We start from the raw sequence: 23246 nt of genomic DNA, 5'->3' as shown, positions 1-23246 counted from the left end.
TTTTTGTAAGTAAGTATATTTTTATAATGAGTTCTTGTCAAGCAGAAGCTTTACAGCGAGGATCGGGAGACCGGTTGAACATTTTAGAAGAAACCATCCGGCTCCCTATCCGTATACATTAGAAATATGGCATGACAAGGAGGAATCGAGATGAAGTGTCCGATATGCGAAGACTCCCGCATGAAGGAAGTGGAAAAAGACGGGATCCTGATCGACATTTGCCCGACATGCAAAGGTGTGTGGCTGGACCGCGGAGAGCTGGACAAGCTGATGTCCGACGTGCGTGAAGTCCGCGGAGACTATAATGAATGGTATTACGGAGATGCTGACCGAAACCAGAGGCCGAGGGACAGCTACCCTTCAGGCCAGCCCTATCCGCCGCAGCAGCAGTCCTATGACAAATATGACAAGCATGGCCATTCCTCTTACCCGCATCATAAGAAAAAGAAAAAAAGCGTGCTTGACGTGTTCGGTGACTTGTTCGATTAACACCCGTCCATGCAAAAACCCCTGGCTCCGTGCGGAGCCGGGGGTTTCGTTATGTTCTGCCTCTTATTCGTCCTCTTTGAAAACCGGACGCAGCCGGATGGAAAACTCGAATTCCCGCTCATCGAGCCGGTACTTCTCCAACAGCTCTGGACCGCAGGAGTTGGAACCGACGCCGCTCATTTTGTAGTCAAGATGAACGATCGTCTCCTTCCGCTTGACCAGCTGGTGCAGGTGGACGGCTTCCTCCAGGTCTTCCGGTGAGTAATGGGAGGCGTTAAACGAAAACGGCGCAATTCCGTGGAAAGCAAGCCCCATGCCCCGTTCGCTTGTCACCGTCGCCCACTCCGTCCCGTACCGGGAGCCGTTCTCCTGCGGCATAATGTACGGCTCGAACATGTCGTCGACGCGAAGAAGGTATTTGCCGACCCGTACGCTTTTGCGCTTGTCGACATAGCTCGCATGCGGACCCAGACCGAAATACTCAACCTCCTCGGTTCCGGCCGGCATGACGGCCTTCAGCCCGAAGCGGGGCAGAAACGGCAGCCCCTCCCGAAGCTTGACACTCGTGGCCAGCGCGATTTCTCCGGAACCGTCCACCCGCCATACGGCCTGTCCATGAAGGACAGGATGCTTCATGTAGCCGCCGAGCGAAAAATCCACGGTCATCTCGATCGCATCGTCTTGCGGCTCGCTGATCCGGACCTGGTATACTTTCGTGCCTGCCCGGTGATATCCCGCATCTTTCCATTGACGCTGGACGTTGCGGTCATTATCCGTCGGTGCCCGCCAGATGCTAAAGGATAGCGGCGCTGCGAGCATATCCACCCCCTGCTTCGAGATGCGGACGAAGGTTCCCAGGTTCCGGTCGAACACGTGGCGGAAATCCATCCCCGTCACGATCAGCTGCGCCCCGTCCTCCGTGACGTGCACGGGACGTGCGCGCAGAGCCGTCAGCCACCCTTGCTCCGGCTGGACTGCAGAATCCTCCGCCGCCATCTCAAACTGGGCGAACGCGATTTCCTCCCCACGGTCGGCCCATTCCGTGGATTCGCAGAGCGAGGCGGTCAGCGTCAGGAAGCAGCGGCCGTCGGGGAAAGCCTTTTGGAACGGAATGATGACCGTCACGCTCTCCTGCGGGCCCGCCTGGATCGTCCCGAGGCTTCCCTGCTCCACGATTTCTCCGCAGCGCTCCAGCGTCCAGTCGAAGGTCAGATGAGACAGGTCCGAAAAATCGTACAGATTCGTAATGATCAGCGTGCCGCGCGACAAATCCTCGGCTTCCATTCGCACGGGCGCAATGACCTGTTTGAGCTCCAGCAGTCCGGCATGCGGAACCCGGTCCGGCGACACGAGGCCGTCGATACAGAAGTTGCCGTCGTTCGGATGGTCTCCGAAGTCCCCACCGTATCCGAAATATTCGCGCCCGTCCGGCGCTTGGGTGCGGATACCGTGATCGTTCCATTCCCACACGCAGCCGCCCATCAAATTCGGGTACGCGTAGAACAAATCCCAATACTCCTTCAGATCGCCGGGCCCGTTGCCCATGGCATGGCTGTATTCGCACAGGAACAGCGGCTTCGCGTGATCCGGATTTTGTCCGTAGCTCTCGACGTATTCCAGCGTCGGATACATTTCACTTTCGATGTCGAGCGCCTCGGTATCGGCGTCGCCATGGTAACGCCGGGAGGCGCCTTCATAATGGACCAGCCTGCTGTCGTCGCGCTTACGGGTCCATTCGGCCATGGCGATATGATTGCGGCCGTATCCCGATTCGTTGCCCATGGACCAGATGATGACGCAAGGATGGTTTTTGTCGCGCTCCACCAGCCGGATGGCCCGGTCAACAAACGCCTTTTCCCAATCAGGATCGCGGGTCAGCTGATGGAAATCGCCGGATACGGCCAGCCCGTGGCACTCCAGATCGGCCTCGTCGACCACGTAGAAGCCCATCCGGTCGCACAGCTCCAAAAACCGCGGGTCGTTCGGATAGTGAGAGGTACGGACCGTATTGACGTTATGCCGCTTCATCAGCTTCAGGTCCCGGATCATGTGGTTCAGCGGCACCGTCTGTCCCAAATCTGGATGGGAGTCGTGACGGTTCACACCCTTCAGCTTGACAGCTTGGCCGTTGATCCGGAATACGCTGTCAACGATGTCAATCCGGCGGAATCCGACCGGAAAACGGAGCACTTCCCTTCCGTCCTGCACAAACAGCTCATACAGATATGGCTGTTCCGCGTTCCACAGCACCGGATTTTCGATGTCCAGCGCGATGACACTCCGCCCGTCTGCCCGCACCGCCCCTTTGGCGACGGTCGTCCCTTCCGCGTCCTGCAGCAGCACCAGCGCATCCAGGGAGCCTGTCGTCTCCAGCTCACACAGCAGCTTCGCTGAGGAATGATCCGGCAAAATGTCCTGTTTGATAAATACGTCGCGGACATGGGCCTCATCCCGGGCTAGAAGGTATACATCCCGGAAAATCCCGGAGAAGCGCCACAGGTCCTGATCTTCCAAATAAGTGCCGTCGCACCATTTCAATACCATGACGGCGATGCGGTTCGTACCTGGCCGGATCAGTCCGGAAACGTTAAACTCGGCCGGAATCCGGCTGCCTTGGCTGTATCCGGCGAACTGCCCGTTGATCCACAGGTAGAAGCAGGAATTGACCCCTTCGAACATGGTATAGACCTGCTTGCCCGTCCAGTCTTCGCGCACCGTAAACTCTCTGACGTAGAGCCCTGCCGGATTCGCATCCGGGACATATGGCGGATCTACCGGGATCGGATAATTGACATTCGTATAATGGAGCTGGTCGTAGCCTTCGGTCTGCCAGCATGACGGGACGACAAGCTCATCCCATGATGAGGCATCGAAAGCGTCTTCATAAAACGGATCCGTCACGTCCTGGACACTTTCGTGGTACCTGAATTTCCAGGCCCCATTCAAGGTTTGGAACAAAGGGGATCTCGAGCGCTTGCCGGAACGCGCTGAAGCGGCGTCGCCATAAGGAATGTAATAGGATCTCGGCTCTTCGCGGTGAATATGAAGGACGCTTGTGTCTTCCCAAACCCGGTCAAGCTTTATCATTCGGATCATCTCCTTAATTTACGGTTAACGTATCGCCAAAAACAGTTCAAGCTGTATTCGCTGCCTGCAGCCAGGCAGCCGTCCTAAGGTTATATTTCGATAATGCAATAACGTTAGTTCAATGAATCCGCTGCTGCGCATCAAACCCGGATATGGGACAGTACGGCCGCCTGCTTCCGGCCGGCGATAAGCCGCTCCCCGTCCGTAAAGCCTTCCTCCCGCCCTTCCAGCTCACGGATGAGAATGGAACGCCAATGTTCGATCCGGTCCCGGCAGGCTTCGTCGGAAATGGCATTGTGCAGCTCCATGGGGTCTTCCGCCAGGTTAAAAAACTGCTCTTCGCCGGTTTGCGGATACCAGATGAACTTCTCGGTCCCGTCCGTGACCCATTGGGTAGATTGATGACCGTAGGCATGCTCCCCATGCAGATGGCTCCGCCATACCGGCGATGCTGTATCCGCTTCGTTCCTGGCCGCTGCCAGCCTCCAAATGCTGTCCCCTTCCACGCTTTCCGGGATCTGAACCCCGGCTGCATCAAGCAGCGACGGCATGATGTCACGCAGCTCCACGACCTCATCGGCCACGGTGCCCTGCTTGAGATCGAGCCTGCCGCCAGGGTCGTTCACGATCAACGGCACGTGGGCACTTCCTTCATAGGGCAGCGCCTTCCGGAACAAGTGATGATCGCCAAGCAGCTCTCCATGATCCGAGGTAAACATGATCACCGTGTTATGGAGCTCTCCGTACTCGTTCAGCGCCTGCAGGAACCGGCCGATTTGGTGGTCCAGATGGGTAATCAGCGCATAATAAGCGGCCATCGCCCGGCGCAGCCTACGTTTGGGGACGAGCCCCTTGCCCGTTGTCGGCGCCAAACCTTCCAGGGCGGGGTCATCCCCCTGCGCCCAGTCTCCGACCGGCGGATCCGGAATATCCGCATCTTCGTACAGGTCCAGATACGCCTGCGGCGGATCGAACGGCGGATGCGGACGGACGAAGGACATCCACAGGAAGAACGGCTTGCCCGGGTCTCTGCGGCGCAGAAAGTCGATCGACTGGGTCACGACCCAGTTCGTCGGATGCTTCATTTCGTCCAGATGCCACGGACGTGCGACGGTCGATGCGTTGCAGTCCAGGCCCGTGTCGATCAGATCCGCGCCGGGCACCCTTTCCCGGAGCCATTGCAGGTAATCATCCACCTGATCGTAATGCTCCTGCATCGGGATGCCGTGAAAATTGCGGTTGTGATGCAGGTAGCCGTCATGCAGCACCACGTTGTGAAAGCCCATCAGGTTTCGGGCGGGATACACATGCATTTTACCGATGCACTGCGTATGGTATCCCGCTTTGGCCAGCTCCCCGGGCAGCGTGACCGGATAATTCCACGGTACCCGGTCCTGATACCCAACGCGTCCGTGCGTCCGCTGAGACTGGCCCGTAAAGATGGCCGCCCGCGCCGGCACGCAGGTCGGGGTGGCCGAATAGGCGCGGCTGAACCTCACGCCGGTCCGGGCAAGCTCGTCCAGATTCGGCGTTTCCACGACGGGGTGGCCGGCGATGCTGAGGCAGTCGAATCGCATCTGGTCCACGGTAATCAGCAGCACGTTGGGCCTGCCTCGCTCTTCGTTCCTATTCATCGGCTCTCCTCCTTGAATCCAGCGGATATGATCGATAACCCTGAGAGAATCCTTGAAAATGCCTGTTCCCCCTTATTAAACCCTTCACGTGATGAAAAGTAAATGAAATTATTCGTTTTTTCGTGCAGATTACCCCGATGGGAAAACGATGAAAACGGATTACTCTGATTACTTTATTTCAAAAAGAAATTAAGATCGGTATAATGGGGGTTAACACCTCACAGATGAGGATGCAGTCCGGTTGCCACTTGCTGGGGCCGTGTGTATGATAATCATGAAGCAGCCTGTACGTATAATTGTAGAAAAACCATTGCCAGCAGAGCCCTTCCGGCGTTGGCCGCCGGATTATATTGTGGGGTACCAGCCGCTGGCCTTAACGGTTCAGAATAGTGAGGATAACGACGATATGCAAGATTTTAAGGAAGAGAGATGGAATGTAAAAGAACGCATTCCATCACCGAAAGCCAAGGAACTGTTCTATGATATCCGGCGCAAGCAGGAGATTTCCAAGAGCGACCTGCTGGCGTCAAGCGGACTGACGATCAGTACGCTGACCCGCGTCCTCGACGAGCTTGTCTCCATCGGCGTCATTAGTGAGAGCGGCCTCGGCGCTTCAACCGGGGGACGGCGTCCGATTCTGTACCAGGTCCGGGGCGAGTACGGCTATGCGTTTGGCCTGGATGTCTCCCGCGTCGTCTCCCGCCTCATTTTGCTCGATTTAGCCGGGCAGACGCTGGAAGCAGCTGAATGGGACATGACAGTCGACATGACGCCGGAGCGGCTCATCGGCGAGGTTGTCGGCCGGGCCCGGGAATGGATTGCCGCGCACGGCATCCCGCTGGATCAAATCATCGGCATGGGTATCGGCGCCGTCGGCCCGCTCGACCGCGAGGCGGGCATCATCGAGGAGCCGGAGTGGTTTGCCGCGCCGGGCTGGCAGCATGTCGAGATCGTGCGCCTGATCGAGGAGGCGCTGCACGTTCCAGTGCTGCTCGACAACGGCGCCAATGCCGCCATCGTCGCCGAAGCATGGGCGAACCGCGGCAAGGATTTCCGCCACATGCTGTATGTGCATGGCGGCACGGGCCTGCGGCTGTCCATGATGTCGGACAGCAAGCTGATCTATGGGGCAGCCGATATGGAGGGCTCGTTCGGGCAGATGATCATCCAGGCGGATGGCATCCCTTACCGAACCGCCAAAGGCAACCACGGCTGCCTCGATTCCTACGCGTCGGTCCATGCGATCGAACGCGAGGTGAACTCCCGGCTGCGGATCGGCCGCAGCAGCCGGCTGCAGCAGATGCTGGAGCCGGGCGAGCCGGCCCGCTTCAGTCACATTATGCAGGCGCTGAAGCAGATGGATCCGATGGTCACGGAAGTCGTGACCCAGGCGGCAACGTACTTCGGCATCGGCCTGGCCAACCTGCTGAACATTTTGTATCCCGAGAAGGTCGTTCTAGGCGGACCGCTGATGACGGATTCGAACCTGTTCTTCTATACGGCGACCCAGACCGCCATCCGCAAGACGTACCATTACCCGAAATATCAGGTCATTTTCAGCAAAGGCAGCTATGGCGAAGAAGCGATCGCCGTCGGGGCGGCGCTCCTGATGCTGGAGCAACTGACCTGCTGAGCTGGTTGCGGCCGTGAAGCCTTGAGGGCCAGCAGCGCCCTCATAGCTCGTTTTTGGGGGCCGCCTTGCCCTCAAAGCCTGTTGAGACCCTCAGTGCCCGCTGCGACCGCCGCCCTCCCAGAGGGCACACGGATGCTTGCCCAGCTATGAGGCCAGACGGGCTTGAGCTGTTGCCAGCAAGCGGACGGACACGGGTTAAATCCGAACGGACATAAAACATGAAAGAAAGAACATCCTCCTACCAGGAAAGGAGCAAGGACCAAAATGACCCAAGAGACCTCCTCCACCGTTCCAACGTCGGGAAATGCCGGGAAGGCCGAAACCTCCTCCTGCTGCTGTTCTGCCGGGCGTGAAGCCGCTTTGCAGGCTCCCGCCTGCGGAACGCCTGCTGCCGGGGACTTAAACGCGCGTGAAGCAAAGGATTTTCACGAAGGGGAAACAGGGGCCGCAAGCAGCTTTCCGCAGCTTCAAGGATCCGGCAGGGCAGAAACCGGCCAGGAATCGAGCACACCGGCGGCAGCATCAGCTGATCCCAAGGAAGCTTCGCCGGCTTATACCGGCTCTGCAGCCGAGCGTTTCCACAGCTCAGCCGCCCAGCAGGAGCCGAGCCTGGCGGAACATTCCGCTCAGCCCGATCCTTCCCAATGGCCGATCATCCCCGAGGGTACCTATATCCTCGGCACCGATGACGGGGAAGGCTTCGCCTCGGATGCGGAAGGGCCTGCGCGGCCAGTGCACATCCCGGCATTCCGCATGTCGCCTTATGCCGTCACGAACGCCGAATTCGCCGCTTTCGTCCAGGCGACCGGTTACGTCACCGAAGCCGAGAAATTCGGCTGGTCGTACGTTTTCCAGCTGCTGATCCCGGATCCCCAGCAGGTGGAGATCGTTGGCTCTCCGGAGCGGACGCCATGGTGGCTCGGCGTCGAAGGCGCCACCTGGCGGGAGCCGGAAGGCCCCGGCAGCGGCATCGGTGACCGGATGGACCATCCCGTGGTCCACGTCTCCTGGAATGACGCTGCCGCTTACTGCGCCTGGGCCGGCGTTCGGCTGCCCACCGAAGGAGAGTGGGAAGCCGCGGCCCGCGGCGGCCTGGAGCGCAAGCGTTACCCTTGGGGCGACGTGCTGCGCCCCGGCGGCGAACACCGCTGCAACATTTGGCAGGGCGTATTCCCTACCAAAAACCATGCCAGCGACGGCTACCTCGGCACCGCTCCCGTGGATGCCTATCTTCCGAACGGATACGGGCTGTACAACATGTCGGGCAACGTATGGGAATGGTGCCGGGACTGGTTTACATCCGACCCGGCACAGCGCGGATCTTCGGACCGGCCGGAAGGGCCTGCCCAGGGAAACGCCCGCCTCATGAAGGGCGGATCGTACTTATGCCATCAATCCTACTGCAACCGGTACCGCGTCGCTGCGCGCAGCGGCAACACGCCGGACAGCTCTACAGGCAACATCGGTTTCCGCGTGGTAGCGGATCTGTAACGACGAGCCCAAAAAGGCACCGCTCCTCATGCGAAGCGGTGCCTTTTTGGCGTTAGCTTATTTGGCTTCCTTCGAGCTGACGCCAGGCTGCGGTCCCAGACACGCTTCGCAATCACCGCTCGGTATTATGTGTTTCGAAACAGAATGAAACGGACTAGCGATTATGATGCTAGTCCGTTTCTGTTTGTTCTTGATTATTCATTTTGAGCTGTTTTCGCTTAACATGGGCTACTCCCCATTGATGCAGAGATTCCAAAATCGGCGACAGGCTCTTGCCGTATTCCGTGATGGAGTATTCCACTTTCGGCGGGACTTGCGGATAAACGACTCGTTTAACGATCTCCTCTTCCTCCAATTCGCGCAGATGGAGCGTAAGCATTCTTTGCGTGATATCAGGCAGCAATCTTCTGAGTTCATTGAACCGCAAAGGCTTGCCTTGAAGCAAATGATAAAGGATAATCGGCTTCCATTTGCCAACGATCGAATCCAGCGCAACTACGAATTGACATTGGGCAGGGTTCTTTTGCATAGGCCCACCTCCGTTTACGGTACCTTTTTTGTTACTATACCACATTAATGTGCCTACTTACCATAAGTAAGTTAGTATTATATGATCAGCATTGTAAGTGTCCTTAATCATATTACAGAAGGGAAGTTTGAAGCATGGCAACTGTACTGTACATCACCGCTCATCCCCTTAATCCGGAGGAATCTTATAGCCTTACGGTGGGCAAACAATTTATTGGAGCGTACCGCGAAGCAAATCCAACCGACGAAGTTGTTCATTTGGATCTGTATAAAGAAAACATTCCGCAAATCGATGCTGATGTTTTAAGGGGGTGGGGAAAGCTTCGGGCGGGTTCGTCTTTGGATCAGCTGTCCGAGGCTGAAAAATCAAAAGTGGCTCGTCTTGAGGAAATTCTTAATCAATTTATGGCAGCCGATAAGTACGTTTTTGTGTCCCCGATGTGGAATTTTACGGTTCCGCCGGTTTTGAAAGCATACACGGATGCGACCTCCATTCCGGGCAAGACGTTCAAGTATACCGAAAATGGTCCTGTAGGTCTGCTGCCCGGCAAGAAAGCCTTGCACATTCAAGCCAGCGGTTCCGTTTATTCGGAAGGCCCTTTAGCTTCAATAGAAATGGGATTCAGCTATATGAAAACCATTTTACAGTTCTATGGAATCGAAACTGAAGCTATTTTTGTTGAAGGAACGGCGGTATCAGAGCAGGCTCCTTTTATAAAAGAAAAAGCGATTGCACAGGCTAAGGAAGCTGCCAAACGTTTCTAATTGAGGACGCCATCGTTCTCGCCGAACTGACAGCCGCAAGAATGAATCCACCGGAAGTGAAACTCATCTTGTGAAACCCATCTTCACTTTTGGATAAGGGGAACCTCCCATCTCCTTAGGAAATCAAGCCGCATCATTTCCTGAATGATAAGAAAAACGTCTATCGACGTACTTTCAAAGAAGACAGACCGCGTCTAGAGGAAGTTTTTCTTGCGAGATCAGGAAGCAGAAGCTCCGAAACTTATACTTTCTTATCTCTAAAAAAAAGCCCGTTGAAGTTTCTCAACAGGCAGAAGGCACCGCTTCTTATGCGAAGCGGTGCTTTTTTAACCATGAAGCCGCATAATCCACGGCCGCCCTGACGGGCAGCAGCCGGCATTCCGCCATGCCCACCTTACCGACAGCAGCATGTCCCTGCTCTTCAAAATCCTGCCCGAGCCGGTCAAAGTCGTCGGAATCGTAGGCATAGTCTTCGAACCATTTCCACGTTCTCACGCCGTCCTCCCGAATGGCGGCCCCCATTCTTTTCCGCGGCATATCCTCGATCTGCGTCTCTGCCATATGAAAGGTCGTGCATGAGTCGTATCCGACCCCAAGCAGCAGCACCTTGGCATCCAGCCGGTACAGGGCCCCCAGCGGCGAATCCTGGCCGAACTGCGGCGTCAGCGCGTGTACACCTGTAATTTCTGCCGCAAGCGGGCCCCTGGCTGCAAACGACACCTGCGGATGATACGAGCGGAGGGTTCCCGGCAGCGAGCGGAACTGCTCCGCGATTCTCCCCATCGCCCGGGTCGCCGTGTAATCCGGGTCAAACGCCGGCATATGCGCGTAAATTTCCTCCAGCCATGCGGATGGTACGGGCGGGCTCACCCATTCCGCCGGATCGGAATTCTGGCCGCTGTGGGCCGGCATCACCAGCGTCCCGGCACTGCCGAGCGCCTGCTGCAGCGCCAGAATGACGGCTTCCGCATCGCCGCACACCCAGCCGATTTTGGATAGCGAGGAATGCACCAGCAGGGTGTCACCCTCCCGGACGCCGAGACGGCCGAGATCCGCCCGGATCGACTCCACCGTGTTCAGCTTCGCCGAAGCGTCAATGACTTTTCTTTCTCCCATGTCAATCCACCTCCATTGTTCCATTGTGGCAAATTGGGGCAGCTCCGATCAAGTATGGGATGAACATCGGGACCAAGCCATGCAAACGGCCGTGCCATGAAGTAAACGGGTATGAAACGAGCCCTATGGAAAGCTGCCTGTACGAACCCGGGCATTGGATAAAGAAAAATGCATCCTTCCCCTGGATCAAGGAAAGGATGCATGAAATCCGAGGCGTTAGACAAACCGGTGGTCTTGAAGCATCGTCTGTTCAAATCGTGGTACTTTCATTCGGCTCGTTTTGGCTAATTTCGGCTAGGACCTTCCCTTTACTTGGCGCCCAGCCCTTCGTGCATCGCGCCCAGCAGGCGGTGCGTCCGGTCGCAGCCGTATTCCCAGAACATGATGCCGGCCAGTCCCTGCTCCTTCACGTACTCGCATTTATGCCGGATGGATTCCTCGTCATCGTAGGAGATCAGGCTCGACCCGTTAAACAGGAACGGCGCGCGGGCTTCCTCATCCCAGTAGCGCGTATAGCCGTTTTTATCGATATAATCGGCAGCCAGTTCTGTAAAGGATGGGCCGTATCCGCCTGTCGTGCCCGCCATTTGGTACAGTCCGCGGTTGCGGTCCGGGACCTCGTTCCAGATGCGGGAGTAGAACGCCGCTCCGATCACGATTTTTTCCCGCGGCACGCCTGCCCGGACAAAGATGTTCACGGAAGCATCCGTGCTGATACGGAACAAATCGCCCGTTCCGGTGTACAGGTTCGTATGATGGCCTGTCAGCACCTGGAAGCCGCCCCGCATGTCGTAGGTCATCAGCTGCACGAAATCGAGGTACTTCTGCACCTGATCCATCTCTGTGCCGTCCACGTAATATTGGTCCGCCCCCGCCGCGATCGTCAGCAGGTAGTGGCGGCCGTCCGCGGCGCCTTTGGCGTCGAGCGCTTCCCGAATCGCCGCCAGCAGCAGCGTAAAGTTGTGCTTGTCATCCGGACTGGCGGCGATGTCCGCCTCGCCGTAGCACGGATACTCCCAGTCCAAGTCGATCCCGTCAAACGGGTACTCGTTCAGCACCCGTACGGCCGATGCCGCCATGCGGGCTCTTCCTTCTTCGGTTGCGGCCGCTTCGGAGAAGCCGCCCGCGCTCCAGCCGCCGACCGACAGCAGCAGCGTCAGCTCGGGATGCTCCCGCTTGATGGACCGGATCGCCTCGCCGTTCTTCAAATGCTCCGTCGTAATCTCGTCATCCCGGACATGGCCGAACGCCACGTTCAGATGGGTCAGCCTGGACAGGTCCTCCGCCGTCATCTCCGGCAGCACGGCGTCCACGGCGTAACCCGCCACAATATATTTTTTCGACATACTTAAGACACTCCGTTTCTTATTGGGTTGTACCAGAATCTCGATCCCGGTTGAGTTGTTATGTTAGGTTGTTCTGTTGGATCGGCTTGCTCTGCCGGCTTACCCCTGCTTTGTTACCGCCGATAAAATCTGCAGCGCCTCTTTCCCCGTGCCGATCTTATAGCCGGATGCCGTGTACCGGATCTGATTCTGGCCGTCCAGCACGAACAGATGCGGGTAGCCCGCTTCGTTTGCAGCCGAAGACGAAATCAGGTCAGGCAGGGAAGCATAGCTGGAATCCCGTACAAACGCCGTTTGCGCCGGCAGATTCGGATAAGCGGCCGGATCGAACGACGCCGTCCACTCCCGATCTCCAATGATCAGGACGATCGGCAGCGCCAGCTTGTCAAACGACTCCGCCAGCTCCCCGAGCTCACGCAGTAGGTGCTTGGTCGGCTCGCGCTCAGGCTCGATCCAGGCCGTGATGGCACCCTTGGAACCGATCAAGCCGCCCAGCGCGGCGGCCGTCCCGTCAAAGCGCGTAACTTCCCCGCCGCCATCCAGCGTGCCCAGCACCGGCACCTCCTCGGCAGCTTCGCGGAACGTCAGCGGAACCTCCGTCGTGTCCCCTTCGCTCACCGTAAAGTAGCTGAGGCGCACCCGTACGGTCCCGTCCTTCAGACGGATGCCCGTTGTCAGGCGATAGGCACCCGGCTCCACTTCAAAAGGCACGTCGTACACGTCGGTTTGGCCAAACGGGTATACCAGCGTTTTGTATACGCCGTTTTCAAGCCGGGCGAACGTAAAGTTCTCGCTGTAGGATGCGGCAGGCGCATCCGGGCCGGCCGCCTCATCCCGCAGCAGGCGCAGCATGCCCCAGCCTGCACTTCCGGTCTCCTCGGCGGAGGCATACAGGGTGAATGGCGCGTCTTTCCATCCGCCGTCCTGCCAATACTGCGGCTTCTGCTCGCTCGGGTGCAGGCGGGCCGGGATGCCAAGGCTGCGGCTGGCGGCCACGAACAAGATGCCGAGCGACACCGGGTCGCCCTTGCCCAGCCGATAGGTACCGACCGGATTGCCTTTGCCAAGCAGATTCGGCAGGTCCTCCCATAGACCGAAGCCCTGCTCCAGGCGGCGGGCCAGCTGCGCCGGATCGGCCTGATACGCGGCTGTCTCCTCCGGCGTAAAGGCTTCCTGGAAGAATTTCCGGTACGGCACGATCATTTCGAACAGCACGCGCGGGCACAAAATGTACCGAACGAAGAGCTCCTCATCCCAATCGCCGCGGCGAGTCAGCGCTCCGGTCAGATGGTCGTCCAGCGCCGGCCGGAATGTATCTGCCAGGTCCTTGTCGTTCAGCGATTCCAGGAGCCGAAGCGGCCATTCTCCGAATTCGCCGGAACGCTCTTCCAGGAAAGCCGCGATTTCACGGCCGTTGCCCCGGGCCTTGCCCAGCACCGCCTCGACACGCTCGGCCGGAAGCCCCGCCGCCTTCGCCAATCGGGCGGCTTCGTCCCCGCCGAGGAAAGTTTCCTCGAATGCGGTCCGGATGCGCGTACCTTCCTCGATCTGGGCGTTGTGGCGCTGCTGCTTCTCTTCCGTGACGGCATCAGCAGCTTCCCCTTCCCGTTCGGGCGGCGGCACCATGTCAAAGTCGGCCGTTCCTTCCGGCTGAACGGAGCAGTCCAGAGTCAGCTCAAAGCGCTCGCTGTCCCGGACCGAAATCTTGGTCTCGCCCCAGCGGCCGTCCTTGACGGCGCGGATGACCAGGTCGCCGAAGCCCGTCTTGAAGGAGGCTTCGCCCCGCTCGTCCGTCGGAAGCGTGGCGATCGGGTACAGCTCCGCCATGTTGTACAGCTCGAAGCGCACCTCGGCCCCCTCTACCGGAACGCCGGCCTCATCTTTTACCGTCACGCGGATGGTCTGCGTCGGCGCGTAATTTTCCAGCAGGTTGATCTCCGTAAACCATTCGTCGGCCAGCGTAATATCTTCAGGCCCCGGATAATCGGCGTAGATTCTCGTGTTGATCAGCATCGCACGTCGTGCCGGCGGAGTGAACCAGCCCTGGTTCAGGCGGGCTTCCGGCTCGCAGGCGCCGATGTAGTACCACTGCCCATCGGCCCACGCTTCCACCCAGGCGTGGTTGTCGTCGCAGTGCGCCCAGCGCGGGGTATAGACCTGGCGCGCAGGAATGCCGATGCTGCGCAGCGCAGCCACGGCGAGCGTCGACTCTTCCCCGCAGCGGCCACGGGCCGTGCGGATCATCGTCAGGGGCGAAATCGTCCGCAGATCGCTGCCGACGTAGGTCGCCTTTTCGTGGCACCAGTAGTTCGTTTCCAGGATCGCGTCCGCCATGGACAGTCCGGCGGTCCGCTCCGCCAGTTCGTTATACAATATGCTGCGCGAATCCTCGATATTTTCAGTATTCACCCGGTATGGGAGGACGAAGTGCAGGAAGAGGTGATCCGGCACCCGCTCTCCCCAAGGCACCTGCTTGCGGATCGCCAGCGTGCGGCGCACATGGCTCAGAAACAGCGCACCGTCGTAATCCGCCAGGTCGTTGACCGGCATGTACGCGTACAAATATTTCAAAGCCCATGTCTCCTCGGCGGTCAAAGCCTCCTCAAACACGCCGAACAGCTCCTGTTTCCGGGATTCGGCCAGTGCCATCTTCTCCTGAAATTTCTCCTCGATCCGCTTCAGCATCTCCTGATCCAGCGAGAATGCGGTCGTATGCGTCGTCATTTCGCTTCCTCCTTCCACAGCTTTCCGTCTTCGCGGATGCAGTACACCGCTCGTCCGTCCGCGGACGGCGCCGTCAGTTGAAACAGGCTGCGGGTTACTTCGATCTCCGGTTGAATCGTCCAGGAATCTTCACCCTTCAGCTGCTCCCATTCCGCCGTAAACCGTCCATGGGCCTCATAGTGGTTGCGCTCGCGGTAATAGAGCTTGCGAAGCTCCCACTTGATCCGCTCGTCCTCCGGCAGCTCAAAATCCTGGGGCACTTCTCCGTCCGAGAATACGACGTACCCCCAGAGCTCCGGATAATGCATGTTGATGATGCCCATCGGCGACCATACCCAGTTGTCCTCAGGGTACGGCTTGCCGGTCTCGGGGTTCAACACCTTGCGGTATTCGCCGTCCTGAACCTCCGTCCGCCACTCTACCCGCGAGAAGTTGACGCGCCAGAACTCGCCGGTAGCCGGGCGGCGCCCCTCAGGCGCACATTCCTTCAGGCTCGCCCACGGGATCGCCACTTCCACGCTCCACTTGCGGTTGTCTGCATCCGGACGGTTCAGCTCGCCGTCAATATGCACCGCGGTCTGCAGGCCGGCGATATCCCAGCCGTTGACCGGAGGTCCGCCGTCGCGGTAAGGCTGTACCAGCAGCAGGTCCCAGACCGTATTCAGCGCATTGATTTCAAACTCGTAATATTGGTGCGTATCCCCGTCGGGATCGATAAAGATTTCAAAATCGTTGTCGTAGAAAATGACCGAATCCCGCTCGGTCAGCGTGGCCCAGATCTGATCCTCGATCAGCTCCGCGCCGAAGTAGAAATATTCGTCGTCCCACAGCATTTTGACCCGGGTCTGCTTGGCCGGCTTGGGGCGCAGATCGCCCTCGATATCGACGAAATCCTCCGTCCACTGCGCTTCGGACCAGAATGGCTTGTCCAGGCGTCCGTCCAGGACGAGCGGCCCTTGCGCCCGCCGGCAAATATAATGTTTGGGAGCATATTCAATCCTAGGCTCCGGCACTCCGCTTAGATTCATCGCGATTCCCTCCGTTATTCGTTCTGCATCGATCGTTAACCTATATTGCCGGTATCCGCAATCTCCAAGGCCAGCGTCACGATCTCGGCCGGCCCGGCCGCTACGCGGAGCGCCCCTCCGGGCTGCACCGCTTCCACCGCATCCTGCCGCTCTTCCAGAATATTGCTTCGATATGCCTGGCGATACGCAAATGTCGGCGTTACGGCAAGCTCGCTGCCGCGCGAGGTCAAATTGTACCAGCGGAAGATGAGGTCTCCTGTCTCCTCACTTCTTTTCACCGCGGACTGTGCTATTCCTTCTCCCTGCCAGCCGAACCATTGATAAACCGGCGGGAGGCTGCCCGCATGCAGGCCGACCTGTACGCCCGTCCACGGTACCTGGAACTGATAGGCTTCGTTATACGCAGCCTCAGGTTTCGCAAGACCGTGCGGGATGATCATCAGCTCGGCATAGGCTTCGCCCAGGCACTGCGCCTCTGGTGTCGGGAATACGCCCCAGTCGCCCAGCTCGCCGACGGAGCGCAGCAGCGTCACCGCAATCGTGTTCTGTCCATCCTGCAGCACCTCGTATTCGTTCAGGCCCAGGTTCGCGACCGTGAGTCCCGTCCGCCCGTTCTGGATGCTGGCAAAAGCCTGCTGGTGGTGACAGTAACTCGGGTTGGTCCATTCGGCGGACGGCTCGTTGCCGCGGGTCACGACCTCGAACATGGAATCCGCCTGGTGAACGTTGCTGGCAAGACCGGTCGGGAACAGCATCCGCAGCCGGTGATCCTTGGCTTGGTTATTGAAGCGGGAAGTTACCTTCAAACCGCGTGATCCCTTCTCCAGCGTCAAGTTCGTCTCGATGACGATCCGGACGGTCTCCTTGGAGCGGCCAGACGATCGGCCGGTGAACCATATGAGCTCCTGCTGCTCCTGCGCAAGCTTCTCCTCCGCTCCCTTGGGAATGTCCCAGGCATGAACGACCCGGAAGGACGCCTCGTAAGGCTTGTCGGCCAGAATCGTAATCTCGGCTGCTGTATTCCGGGTCGTCAGCGGGGTTTCCCCGTCCGGCTGGCGGTACATGTATTCATTGCCGATGTCCCCGCTGTCCTCGTAAACGCACAAATTAGAGTAAATCTGGCCGCTCGCCTTGTCCGTCAGCGTCACCGACCCATCGTTTTCAATGCTAACTGACACGTATTCGTTTTCCATGGATCGGTCCCCGGTGACAAGCGTGGCCCGTTCCGCCGATGCTGCGGCTTGGGAAGCCGAGCGGACGACCGCGTAGGTGCTGAAGCCGTTCGCGGGAACGTCCGCCGCCTCCAGCTCCACCCGGACCTTACGGGCAAAATAAGGCTGCCGGAACTTGTCGTCTGGCAAATCGTATCCGAACTGCAGTCCCAGGTCGGTGATCGTGCAGTCCACTTTCCGTCCCTCGCTGTCCACCACGATCCGGTCCGCCAGCTCGAGCTGCTTCACCCGCGATTTCATTTCGCCGAACGGAATGCCTTCCCGGAAATAATGACGGAGCACGTCGACTTCGACGCTGACCGTGCCGGTCCGCGTGCCGCCGGTCGTATTGAAGACGGTGAACGGAACAGCATCCGGCCCGAACGCCGCAAAGCCGGTAGTGTCGATGTGTTCCGCAATAGACTGCAGTCTGTCGTCCGCAACCGCTTCGGCGACATGCCGGCTTTTCTCGAAGCGGGTGACCATCTCGCGGTGCACTTCGTCCACGCTGCAGCCGCAGATGCTGTCATGCGGGTGGTTCTGCATCAGCGTCTTCCAGGCGTACTGCAGGAGATCATGTGGATACGCCGCACCGAGCAGGCTGGCATAAGCTGCAAGCGGCTCGGCTACCTTCTCGAGCATCGCTTGGCCCCGCTGATTCAACTGCTTCAGGTAGACGCGGGAGGAAGCCGTATTGACGAGCGTCCCCCAGCCGTCCGTCCGCTGGCTACGCAGCTCGCCCCGGACGGAGGACAATTCACGGTCCAGCGAGGATTCGAGGGCCGCCAAATAATCGATGAAATTGGAATGGACGAAGTCCGTATCCGGGAACAGTTCGCGCGCCGTGCGGATCGCCTCCGGCAGATCGAGCTGGATCGGCTGGTGGTCACAGCCGTTCATGAACAGCAGCTCCCCGGTGGAAGCATACTTGGCGGCGTCCGCCAGCTTGCGCTGCCAGAATTCTTTCGCCTCGCCCGGATCCGCAGGCACTTCATTCCCGTTCGAATACCAGTTGGCGAACAGGATGCCGAGCACCTTGGAGCCGTCCGGCCCCTCCCACTCCAGCTCGGAGAAGGAGGATTCGTAATCGCCGTCGGCGACCGTGTTGTTAAAACCAGTAGGCTTCACGCCCCGCCCGAAGAAGGCGTTATGGATGCCGGACTGCCGCATCAGCTGGGGCGTTTGTCCGGCAAGCCCGAAGGTGTCGGGAAAGTAGCCTATTTTGGCCGGCTGGCCGTAGCGCTTGGCGTCCTTGTGCCCGATCAGCATGTTGCGCACATTGGCCTCGCTGCTCGTCAGAAACGCGTCCTGCAGGATGTACCAGGGGCCGATCAGGATGCGGCCGTCCGAAATATGCTTCTCAAGCCGCGCCTGCTGCTGCGGCCGGACCTGTAGGTAATCCTCCAGAATGATCGTCTGGCCGTCCAGGAAAAAGCTGCGGTATTCCGGATCCTCATCCAGCTTGTCCAGCAGCGCATCCATCAGTTTTATCAGACGGACATGATGCTTCTCATAGGGCAGATACCATTCCCGGTCCCAATGGGTGTGGGATACGATATGAGCCGTTTTGCGGTTTGGCATGTGTTCTTCCTCCTAGCTTTTCTTGACTTGAATCTGAACCTCGTGCGGGCGGTACACCGCCTGTATTCGTCCTTCCGCATCGGCCGCAAACAGCACCGACCGCTCCTGCTCCAGCTCGAACGCATAGACGGCTCCGGTATCGTCGTCCTGCACTTCAATCTGGGCATTCCACGCATATTCCGATACGAAAATGTATAAAAAGCCTTCGGAAAACCGCAGTCTGCGCCCGTAAATCCCCGGGTTGTCCCCGCCCTGCAGCCAGGTCAGGCCGCTGGCGCAGCCGGCCGCCTCCGCCGCATAGCGGTACAGCTCGGCCGTGATGTCAATCCGTTCGTTCAGCTCAACCGGCAGCGGGCTCCAGATCAATCTGCCCGCGCCCAGCGGGATGTCGGTCACCGCGTCGGCAGCAGGCGTTCCCGAACCGGCTTGGCCGTCGCCCGACGCCAGCACCTCTTTGTTCACCTCAGCGATGCGCCGCTTCCCGAAGGAAACCGGCAGCCGCTTGCCCTGAAGGCTCAGCGTCTCCTCGCGCCGTACGTTGCGGATCTCCGTAGCGCCTAGCAGATCCGCCGCCCGCTCCGTCCGCCGCCAGTACGCGTCGATCGAGAGCGGCCCGGTCACGAGCAGCACCGCTCCCGTGCTCCGGACGATCTCAAGCAGCCTCGCCCAAGCCGCGTCCTCGATATTGTGCGGGCTTGGCAGCAGAATCAGCTTGGCCGGATGCTCCGCCAGCGGCTCCAGGTCGTATTCGGACACGGCCCGCAGCGGCAGCTTCAGCTGATAGGACAGCACGCGCGTCATCAGGCGCGTTGCCTCATTCGCAAACTTCCGGTTCGAGAAGTCGTTCGAGTATGGGAACACCGCCGCGATATCCTCCAATTGACGGTCCCGGAACAGGTCGCGGATCCCCGCCATAAACCGGCCGAACTCGTACGAGACGTCCGCCTCCGGCTTCTCCGTGCCGTCGGCCCGCAGGGCACCGATATGCGATTCGTTCGCGTTATCCATATAGAAGTTCGTGTTCCAGATCCAGTGGATTGCTCCCGCACCGCCCGTCGAGAACGCATAAGCGTACTTGCGCTCCAGCATGCTGCGCAGCTCCCGCTCGCTCCGCTTGGCCAGCCCTTCGGCCGTCTCGACGTACATGATCCCCGTCTCCTGAACGACATTCGGCTTGTCGGCCGTCTTGGCAAAAATCCCGTCCCAGACCAGATCGTCGTTCTGCCACCAAGAATGCACCGTCGTATAGTCTGCTGCCTCGCGGTAAAAGAACGGCGACGGCCGCTGCGAGCCGAGCGCCTCGTCCTGGCCGACAGTGACCAGCTGATCCGGACACAGCTCCTTGATCGTGCCATACAGCTGCAGGGCCCAGCGGTTATGCATGTCCATCGAGAACAGGCAGTAATCCAGCCAACGCGTCCCCTTCTTGCCTGAATGCATATCCTGCACGTCGAAGTTGATCTCCTGCGGCTCCGGAATCGCGGCGGCCGCAAAGCTCGGCAACTGCTCCGGCGTCATATTCCACCGCTCCTGCAGCTGCCCGATTTGGCCGTGGCGCCGCTCCAGCCATTCCGCAAAGGCCGCCCGTTCATAGCGGTCATGCGCAGAGCGCGGCCCGGCCGAGAAAATACGCACCGGGTCAAACATCGACGGTTCGTTGATCAGGTCCCAGTCCACGTTCGTCGTGTGACGGTGACGGGAGACGATGGAGCGGATATACCGCTTCTGTGCCTCCACGCTCTGCGGATCCAGATAAGGATTAACCCCTTCCCACGTCTCCGGCGTAAAGGAGAAAAAGGTGAACGTGACGTGAAGTCCATGCTTCTTCGCCGTCAGGATAAAGGCGTCGATCGCCCGAAGCGCCTCCTCCGAGGCATGGCCGTCGACCTGCATGATGTTGCGGTAGGCGGTCCACACCCCGGTACGGATCCAATTGATGCCGGCTGACGCCATTTGGGCCATGTCCCGGTCCCACACGTCGCTGTTCGGCAGGAACAGGAACTTCCGGGCCACATCGGACGCCATATACGTCATGCCGACAATCGGCAGCGGCCGGCCGTCCTTGAGAAAATAGTCCCGCCCGCGGGTCAAGAGGCTTCCTTCTTGAAGCATCTGTGCGTCATGCCCCCAGAAGCCTTGACGCAGCACCCTTACTTCTCCGTCTTCCGACGCAGCGGTGCATTCCACCCGGTACAGCCCGGCGCGAAGCGCAAGCGGCACAGAAATCCGGACGAAGTCCAGCTCGCCCGTAACGCCCGTTGTGAACCGATGCTCCCACTTCTGGTCCCCTTCGTCCTCCTCTACCGTAAGGGCGAACGTCCATCGCTCTGCATCCCGAATCGCGGTCCGCTTCGGAAAGATCCGCTGCGTTTGCAGCGTCAAGACCGCGTGATCGCCCGGCTCATAAGCAGCGTAATTGGTCTTTAGCGACAGCTCGGTGACCGGACGCGAGGCAAACTCTGCCCAGGTACCCAGCGCCTCTGCTCCGCCCTGATTCCAGAACGCGGAGGTGAGCGGCACGTTCACGAACAGCCAGCGTGAACCGGCAAAATCACCGCGCGAGTTCTCCCACAGCACTACCGGAGCGGCTACCTCGCGGCCGTCGGCGGATATGCCGGTCAGCAGCGCATGCACCTGCGTGCTCATCGTGCCGGAGGAGCCCATCTGGTGCGGCAGATCGGCGTTCCGGGTCGTGTGCGGCACCAGGTTCAGCGTGTCGCTGATGCCAAACAGCTGCTCCTGTCCGGCCAGAAGCGGGATCTGCTCCGAAGCCCGCAGACTCGCGACCGGTCCGGCGTCCACATGCAGTATTTCATGAATGTACAGCTCCCGGTGGTAAGCGGTCTGCTCCGCCTCCGCCTTCCATGCCCCTTCCTCAAGCCGGACCGGCCGGCGGAACGGCGCCCCGCCGGCGCTGACGAGCCCGCCGCCGCTTCTTAGAAACGCCGCAATGTCCGCCCATGCATCTTTCGGAAAATACGGCGCATGCAGATTTACGAAGCATCCTCTCTCAGCAGTCCGCAGCGCTTCGGCAAGACCTTTGGCGTCGGCCACTTTACCGATCCGCCGCAGTTCATCAAGCTGCGCAGCCGGTGGAAGCGATGCGCCCGGAAACGCCGAATCATAGAAAATGATGACCTGCCGGCTCATAGAATCCCTTCTTTCATCGCTTGATAGACCAGCTGCGAGAAGAGGCTGTTCGACCAGGCAAACCACGATCTCGTATATACGGCTGGATCGTCGGCAAGGAATCCCTCATGCATGTAGCCTGTTCCCGCGTCCGTCGCCTCCAGCGTCGCAATCATCTCCAGCTTTTCTTCCTTCGTGACCGCTGTCAGTCCCTGCATGGACAAAGCCATATGCCACACATAGCCTTCCGGCGTATGCGGGCTGCCGATGCCCTTTGCCGCCCGGCCTTCGAAGTAGAACGGATTGGCTTTGGACAGCGCAAAGCGTCTTGTGTTTTGATAGATCGGATCATCGGCTGTGACATAGCCCAGATAAGGAATAGACAGCAGTCCCGGAGTACCCGCGTCGTCCATCAGGCAGTAGTTGCCGAACCCGTCGGTCTCGTACGCGTAAATCGGTCCGAATTCCGGATGGCGGTAGATGCCGTAGAGCTGGATGCCATGATGGATATCTTCCTCAAGCGCCTTCAGCTCCTGCAGGAAGCCCGTATCGCGGAACACCCATTCGGCAAACTCCTGCATGTGGCGGAGCGCAACCACGGCGAACATGTTGCCCGGAATGTTGTAATGAAAGTCGCACGCGTCGTCGCTGGAGCGGAAGCCGGACCAGACCATGCCCGTATAGTTGACCGGCATGCCGAGCCCTCCGTTTGCCAGCGTATCCTGCCGGATGCCGTTATTGCGCATAAAACGGTACGGCGACTGTTCCATATGACGCTGCTCGGTCCGGAACAGCTCGTAAATGATCCGCATCGCCGATTTGAATCCGGCGTCGAAAATGTCCGTCAGCCCGGTTTCCTTCCAGTATGCATAGGCGAGCCGCATGGAGAAGCACAGGGAGTCGATCTCGAACTTGCGCTCCCACACCCAAGGGCCCATATCGGTCACGTCGGCTTTGTTCCAGTGCCAGTCGTTTGCCGACTCGTTAAACGCGTTCGCGTACGGGTCGATATGTATGTACTGGATATGCCGCTTGACCAGCCCGCCGATCATCCGCTGCAGCGCGGCATCCTCTTTGGCGAAAGGCACGTAATGCATGACCTGTTCCACGGAATCACGGAGCCAGGACGCGGGAATATCCCCGGTAATGACAAAGGTGGTTCCGTCATCCATCAGCTTCGTGGTCGTTTCCAGCGTGTTCGGAAAACAGTTCTTGAACAGCTGCAGCAGCTTGGGCCGGTGCGACAGCTTCTCTTCCGCTTCGGTCAGCACGTTCTGAATGGAAGCCGGAAGTTCCATTCGCGGCATGTTGATTTGTGGCAATCTGAATTGTTCCATTCTTGATCTCCTTTTGTATACATGGTCATATGCTCCGGGCTGATCCTAAGACGATGCGGCTAAGCCATGATTACCTTTGGCCTCCGAATCCTGTCCGTTTACCCGAAAGAGGGGGAGGCCCCGCCGTGAAAAGTGCAAGGCGTTCCT

At 59.0% G+C, this 23246-nt stretch carries 14 protein-coding genes; 4 read left to right on the top strand and 10 right to left on the bottom strand.

Going from position 1 to position 23246, the window contains the following annotated elements:
* Positions 1-150: 150 nt before the first annotated feature.
* Positions 151-489: a TFIIB-type zinc ribbon-containing protein gene (locus tag K2F33_RS13605; protein ID WP_076173548.1), complete on the top strand. Its 339-nt coding sequence runs from the start codon at positions 151-153 to the stop codon at positions 487-489.
* Between the two features lie 63 nt (positions 490-552).
* Here K2F33_RS13605 and K2F33_RS13600 read toward each other — a convergent pair whose 3' ends face one another.
* Both K2F33_RS13600 and K2F33_RS13595 read right to left on the bottom strand, forming a co-directional pair.
* A complete protein-coding gene (locus K2F33_RS13600; RefSeq protein ID WP_263881990.1) occupies positions 553-3576 on the bottom strand; it encodes a glycoside hydrolase family 2 TIM barrel-domain containing protein in 3024 nt (1007 codons plus the stop codon).
* 140 nt (positions 3577-3716) lie between these two features.
* Entirely contained in the window at positions 3717-5210 is a 1494-nt protein-coding gene (locus K2F33_RS13595; RefSeq protein WP_263881989.1) for an arylsulfatase, read from the bottom strand.
* A gap of 406 nt (positions 5211-5616) precedes the next feature.
* On the opposite strand from K2F33_RS13595, the gene K2F33_RS13590 reads away from it, so the two are divergent.
* Entirely contained in the window at positions 5617-6843 is a 1227-nt protein-coding gene (locus K2F33_RS13590; RefSeq protein ID WP_089550361.1) for an ROK family protein, read from the top strand.
* A gap of 264 nt (positions 6844-7107) precedes the next feature.
* A complete protein-coding gene (locus tag K2F33_RS13585; RefSeq protein WP_318672447.1) occupies positions 7108-8334 on the top strand; it encodes a formylglycine-generating enzyme family protein in 1227 nt (408 codons plus the stop codon).
* A gap of 169 nt (positions 8335-8503) precedes the next feature.
* Here K2F33_RS13585 and K2F33_RS13580 read toward each other — a convergent pair whose 3' ends face one another.
* Positions 8504-8863 (bottom strand): winged helix-turn-helix transcriptional regulator, encoded by a 360-nt coding sequence (locus K2F33_RS13580; RefSeq protein WP_076173545.1) that lies wholly within the window; start codon positions 8861-8863, stop codon positions 8504-8506.
* A 134-nt stretch (positions 8864-8997) separates the two neighbouring features.
* On the opposite strand from K2F33_RS13580, the gene K2F33_RS13575 reads away from it, so the two are divergent.
* Positions 8998-9627, top strand: a complete 630-nt coding sequence (locus K2F33_RS13575; protein ID WP_263881988.1) for an FMN-dependent NADH-azoreductase — start codon at positions 8998-9000, stop codon at positions 9625-9627.
* A gap of 306 nt (positions 9628-9933) precedes the next feature.
* On the opposite strand, the gene K2F33_RS13570 is transcribed toward K2F33_RS13575, so the two are convergent.
* The 7 genes from K2F33_RS13570 to K2F33_RS13540 form a co-directional block, all read right to left on the bottom strand.
* Positions 9934-10743 (bottom strand): AAC(3) family N-acetyltransferase, encoded by an 810-nt coding sequence (locus tag K2F33_RS13570; RefSeq protein WP_263881987.1) that lies wholly within the window; start codon positions 10741-10743, stop codon positions 9934-9936.
* Positions 10744-11051: 308 nt separating this feature from the next.
* A complete protein-coding gene (locus K2F33_RS13565; RefSeq protein WP_263881986.1) occupies positions 11052-12089 on the bottom strand; it encodes a glycoside hydrolase family 18 protein in 1038 nt (345 codons plus the stop codon).
* Between the two features lie 99 nt (positions 12090-12188).
* Complete coding sequence (locus K2F33_RS13560; protein ID WP_263881985.1) at positions 12189-14813, bottom strand: transglutaminase domain-containing protein; 2625 nt, start codon at positions 14811-14813, stop codon at positions 12189-12191.
* Positions 14810-15841: a carbohydrate-binding family 9-like protein gene (locus K2F33_RS13555; RefSeq protein ID WP_263881983.1), complete on the bottom strand. Its 1032-nt coding sequence runs from the start codon at positions 15839-15841 to the stop codon at positions 14810-14812. The genes K2F33_RS13560 and K2F33_RS13555 overlap by 4 nt, the downstream gene beginning before the upstream one ends.
* 35 nt (positions 15842-15876) lie before the next feature.
* Entirely contained in the window at positions 15877-18633 is a 2757-nt protein-coding gene (locus K2F33_RS13550) for an alpha-mannosidase (RefSeq protein ID WP_263881982.1), read from the bottom strand.
* A gap of 12 nt (positions 18634-18645) precedes the next feature.
* Entirely contained in the window at positions 18646-21783 is a 3138-nt protein-coding gene (locus K2F33_RS13545; protein WP_263881981.1) for a beta-galactosidase, read from the bottom strand.
* A complete protein-coding gene (locus K2F33_RS13540) occupies positions 21780-23099 on the bottom strand; it encodes a glycoside hydrolase family 125 protein (protein ID WP_263881979.1) in 1320 nt (439 codons plus the stop codon). The genes K2F33_RS13545 and K2F33_RS13540 overlap by 4 nt, the downstream gene beginning before the upstream one ends.
* Between the last annotated feature and the right edge of the window lie 147 nt (positions 23100-23246).

The organism is Paenibacillus sp. PSB04, from assembly GCF_025809195.1.
In the GTDB taxonomy this organism is placed as follows: domain Bacteria; phylum Bacillota; class Bacilli; order Paenibacillales; family Paenibacillaceae; genus Paenibacillus_AQ; species Paenibacillus_AQ favisporus.
The sequence above is the reverse complement of the archived record's forward strand: the minus strand, read 5'-3'. Positions and strand labels throughout refer to the sequence as shown.

Bases quoted from the DNA above. Each gene is read 5' to 3' on its own strand.
- K2F33_RS13605 (WP_076173548.1), top strand. From the start codon at position 151: ATGAAGTGTCCGATATGCGAAGACTCCCGCATGAAGGAAGTGGAAAAA.
- K2F33_RS13600 (WP_263881990.1), bottom strand. From the start codon at position 3,576: ATGATAAAGCTTGACCGGGTTTGGGAAGACACAAGCGTCCTTCATATT.
- K2F33_RS13595 (WP_263881989.1), bottom strand. From the start codon at position 5,210: ATGAATAGGAACGAAGAGCGAGGCAGGCCCAACGTGCTGCTGATTACC.
- K2F33_RS13590 (WP_089550361.1), top strand. From the start codon at position 5,617: ATGCAAGATTTTAAGGAAGAGAGATGGAATGTAAAAGAACGCATTCCA.
- K2F33_RS13585 (WP_318672447.1), top strand. From the start codon at position 7,108: ATGACCCAAGAGACCTCCTCCACCGTTCCAACGTCGGGAAATGCCGGG.
- K2F33_RS13580 (WP_076173545.1), bottom strand. From the start codon at position 8,863: ATGCAAAAGAACCCTGCCCAATGTCAATTCGTAGTTGCGCTGGATTCG.
- K2F33_RS13575 (WP_263881988.1), top strand. From the start codon at position 8,998: ATGGCAACTGTACTGTACATCACCGCTCATCCCCTTAATCCGGAGGAA.
- K2F33_RS13570 (WP_263881987.1), bottom strand. From the start codon at position 10,743: ATGGGAGAAAGAAAAGTCATTGACGCTTCGGCGAAGCTGAACACGGTG.
- K2F33_RS13565 (WP_263881986.1), bottom strand. From the start codon at position 12,089: ATGTCGAAAAAATATATTGTGGCGGGTTACGCCGTGGACGCCGTGCTG.
- K2F33_RS13560 (WP_263881985.1), bottom strand. From the start codon at position 14,813: ATGACGACGCATACGACCGCATTCTCGCTGGATCAGGAGATGCTGAAG.
- K2F33_RS13555 (WP_263881983.1), bottom strand. From the start codon at position 15,841: ATGAATCTAAGCGGAGTGCCGGAGCCTAGGATTGAATATGCTCCCAAA.
- K2F33_RS13550 (WP_263881982.1), bottom strand. From the start codon at position 18,633: ATGCCAAACCGCAAAACGGCTCATATCGTATCCCACACCCATTGGGAC.
- K2F33_RS13545 (WP_263881981.1), bottom strand. From the start codon at position 21,783: ATGAGCCGGCAGGTCATCATTTTCTATGATTCGGCGTTTCCGGGCGCA.
- K2F33_RS13540 (WP_263881979.1), bottom strand. From the start codon at position 23,099: ATGGAACAATTCAGATTGCCACAAATCAACATGCCGCGAATGGAACTT.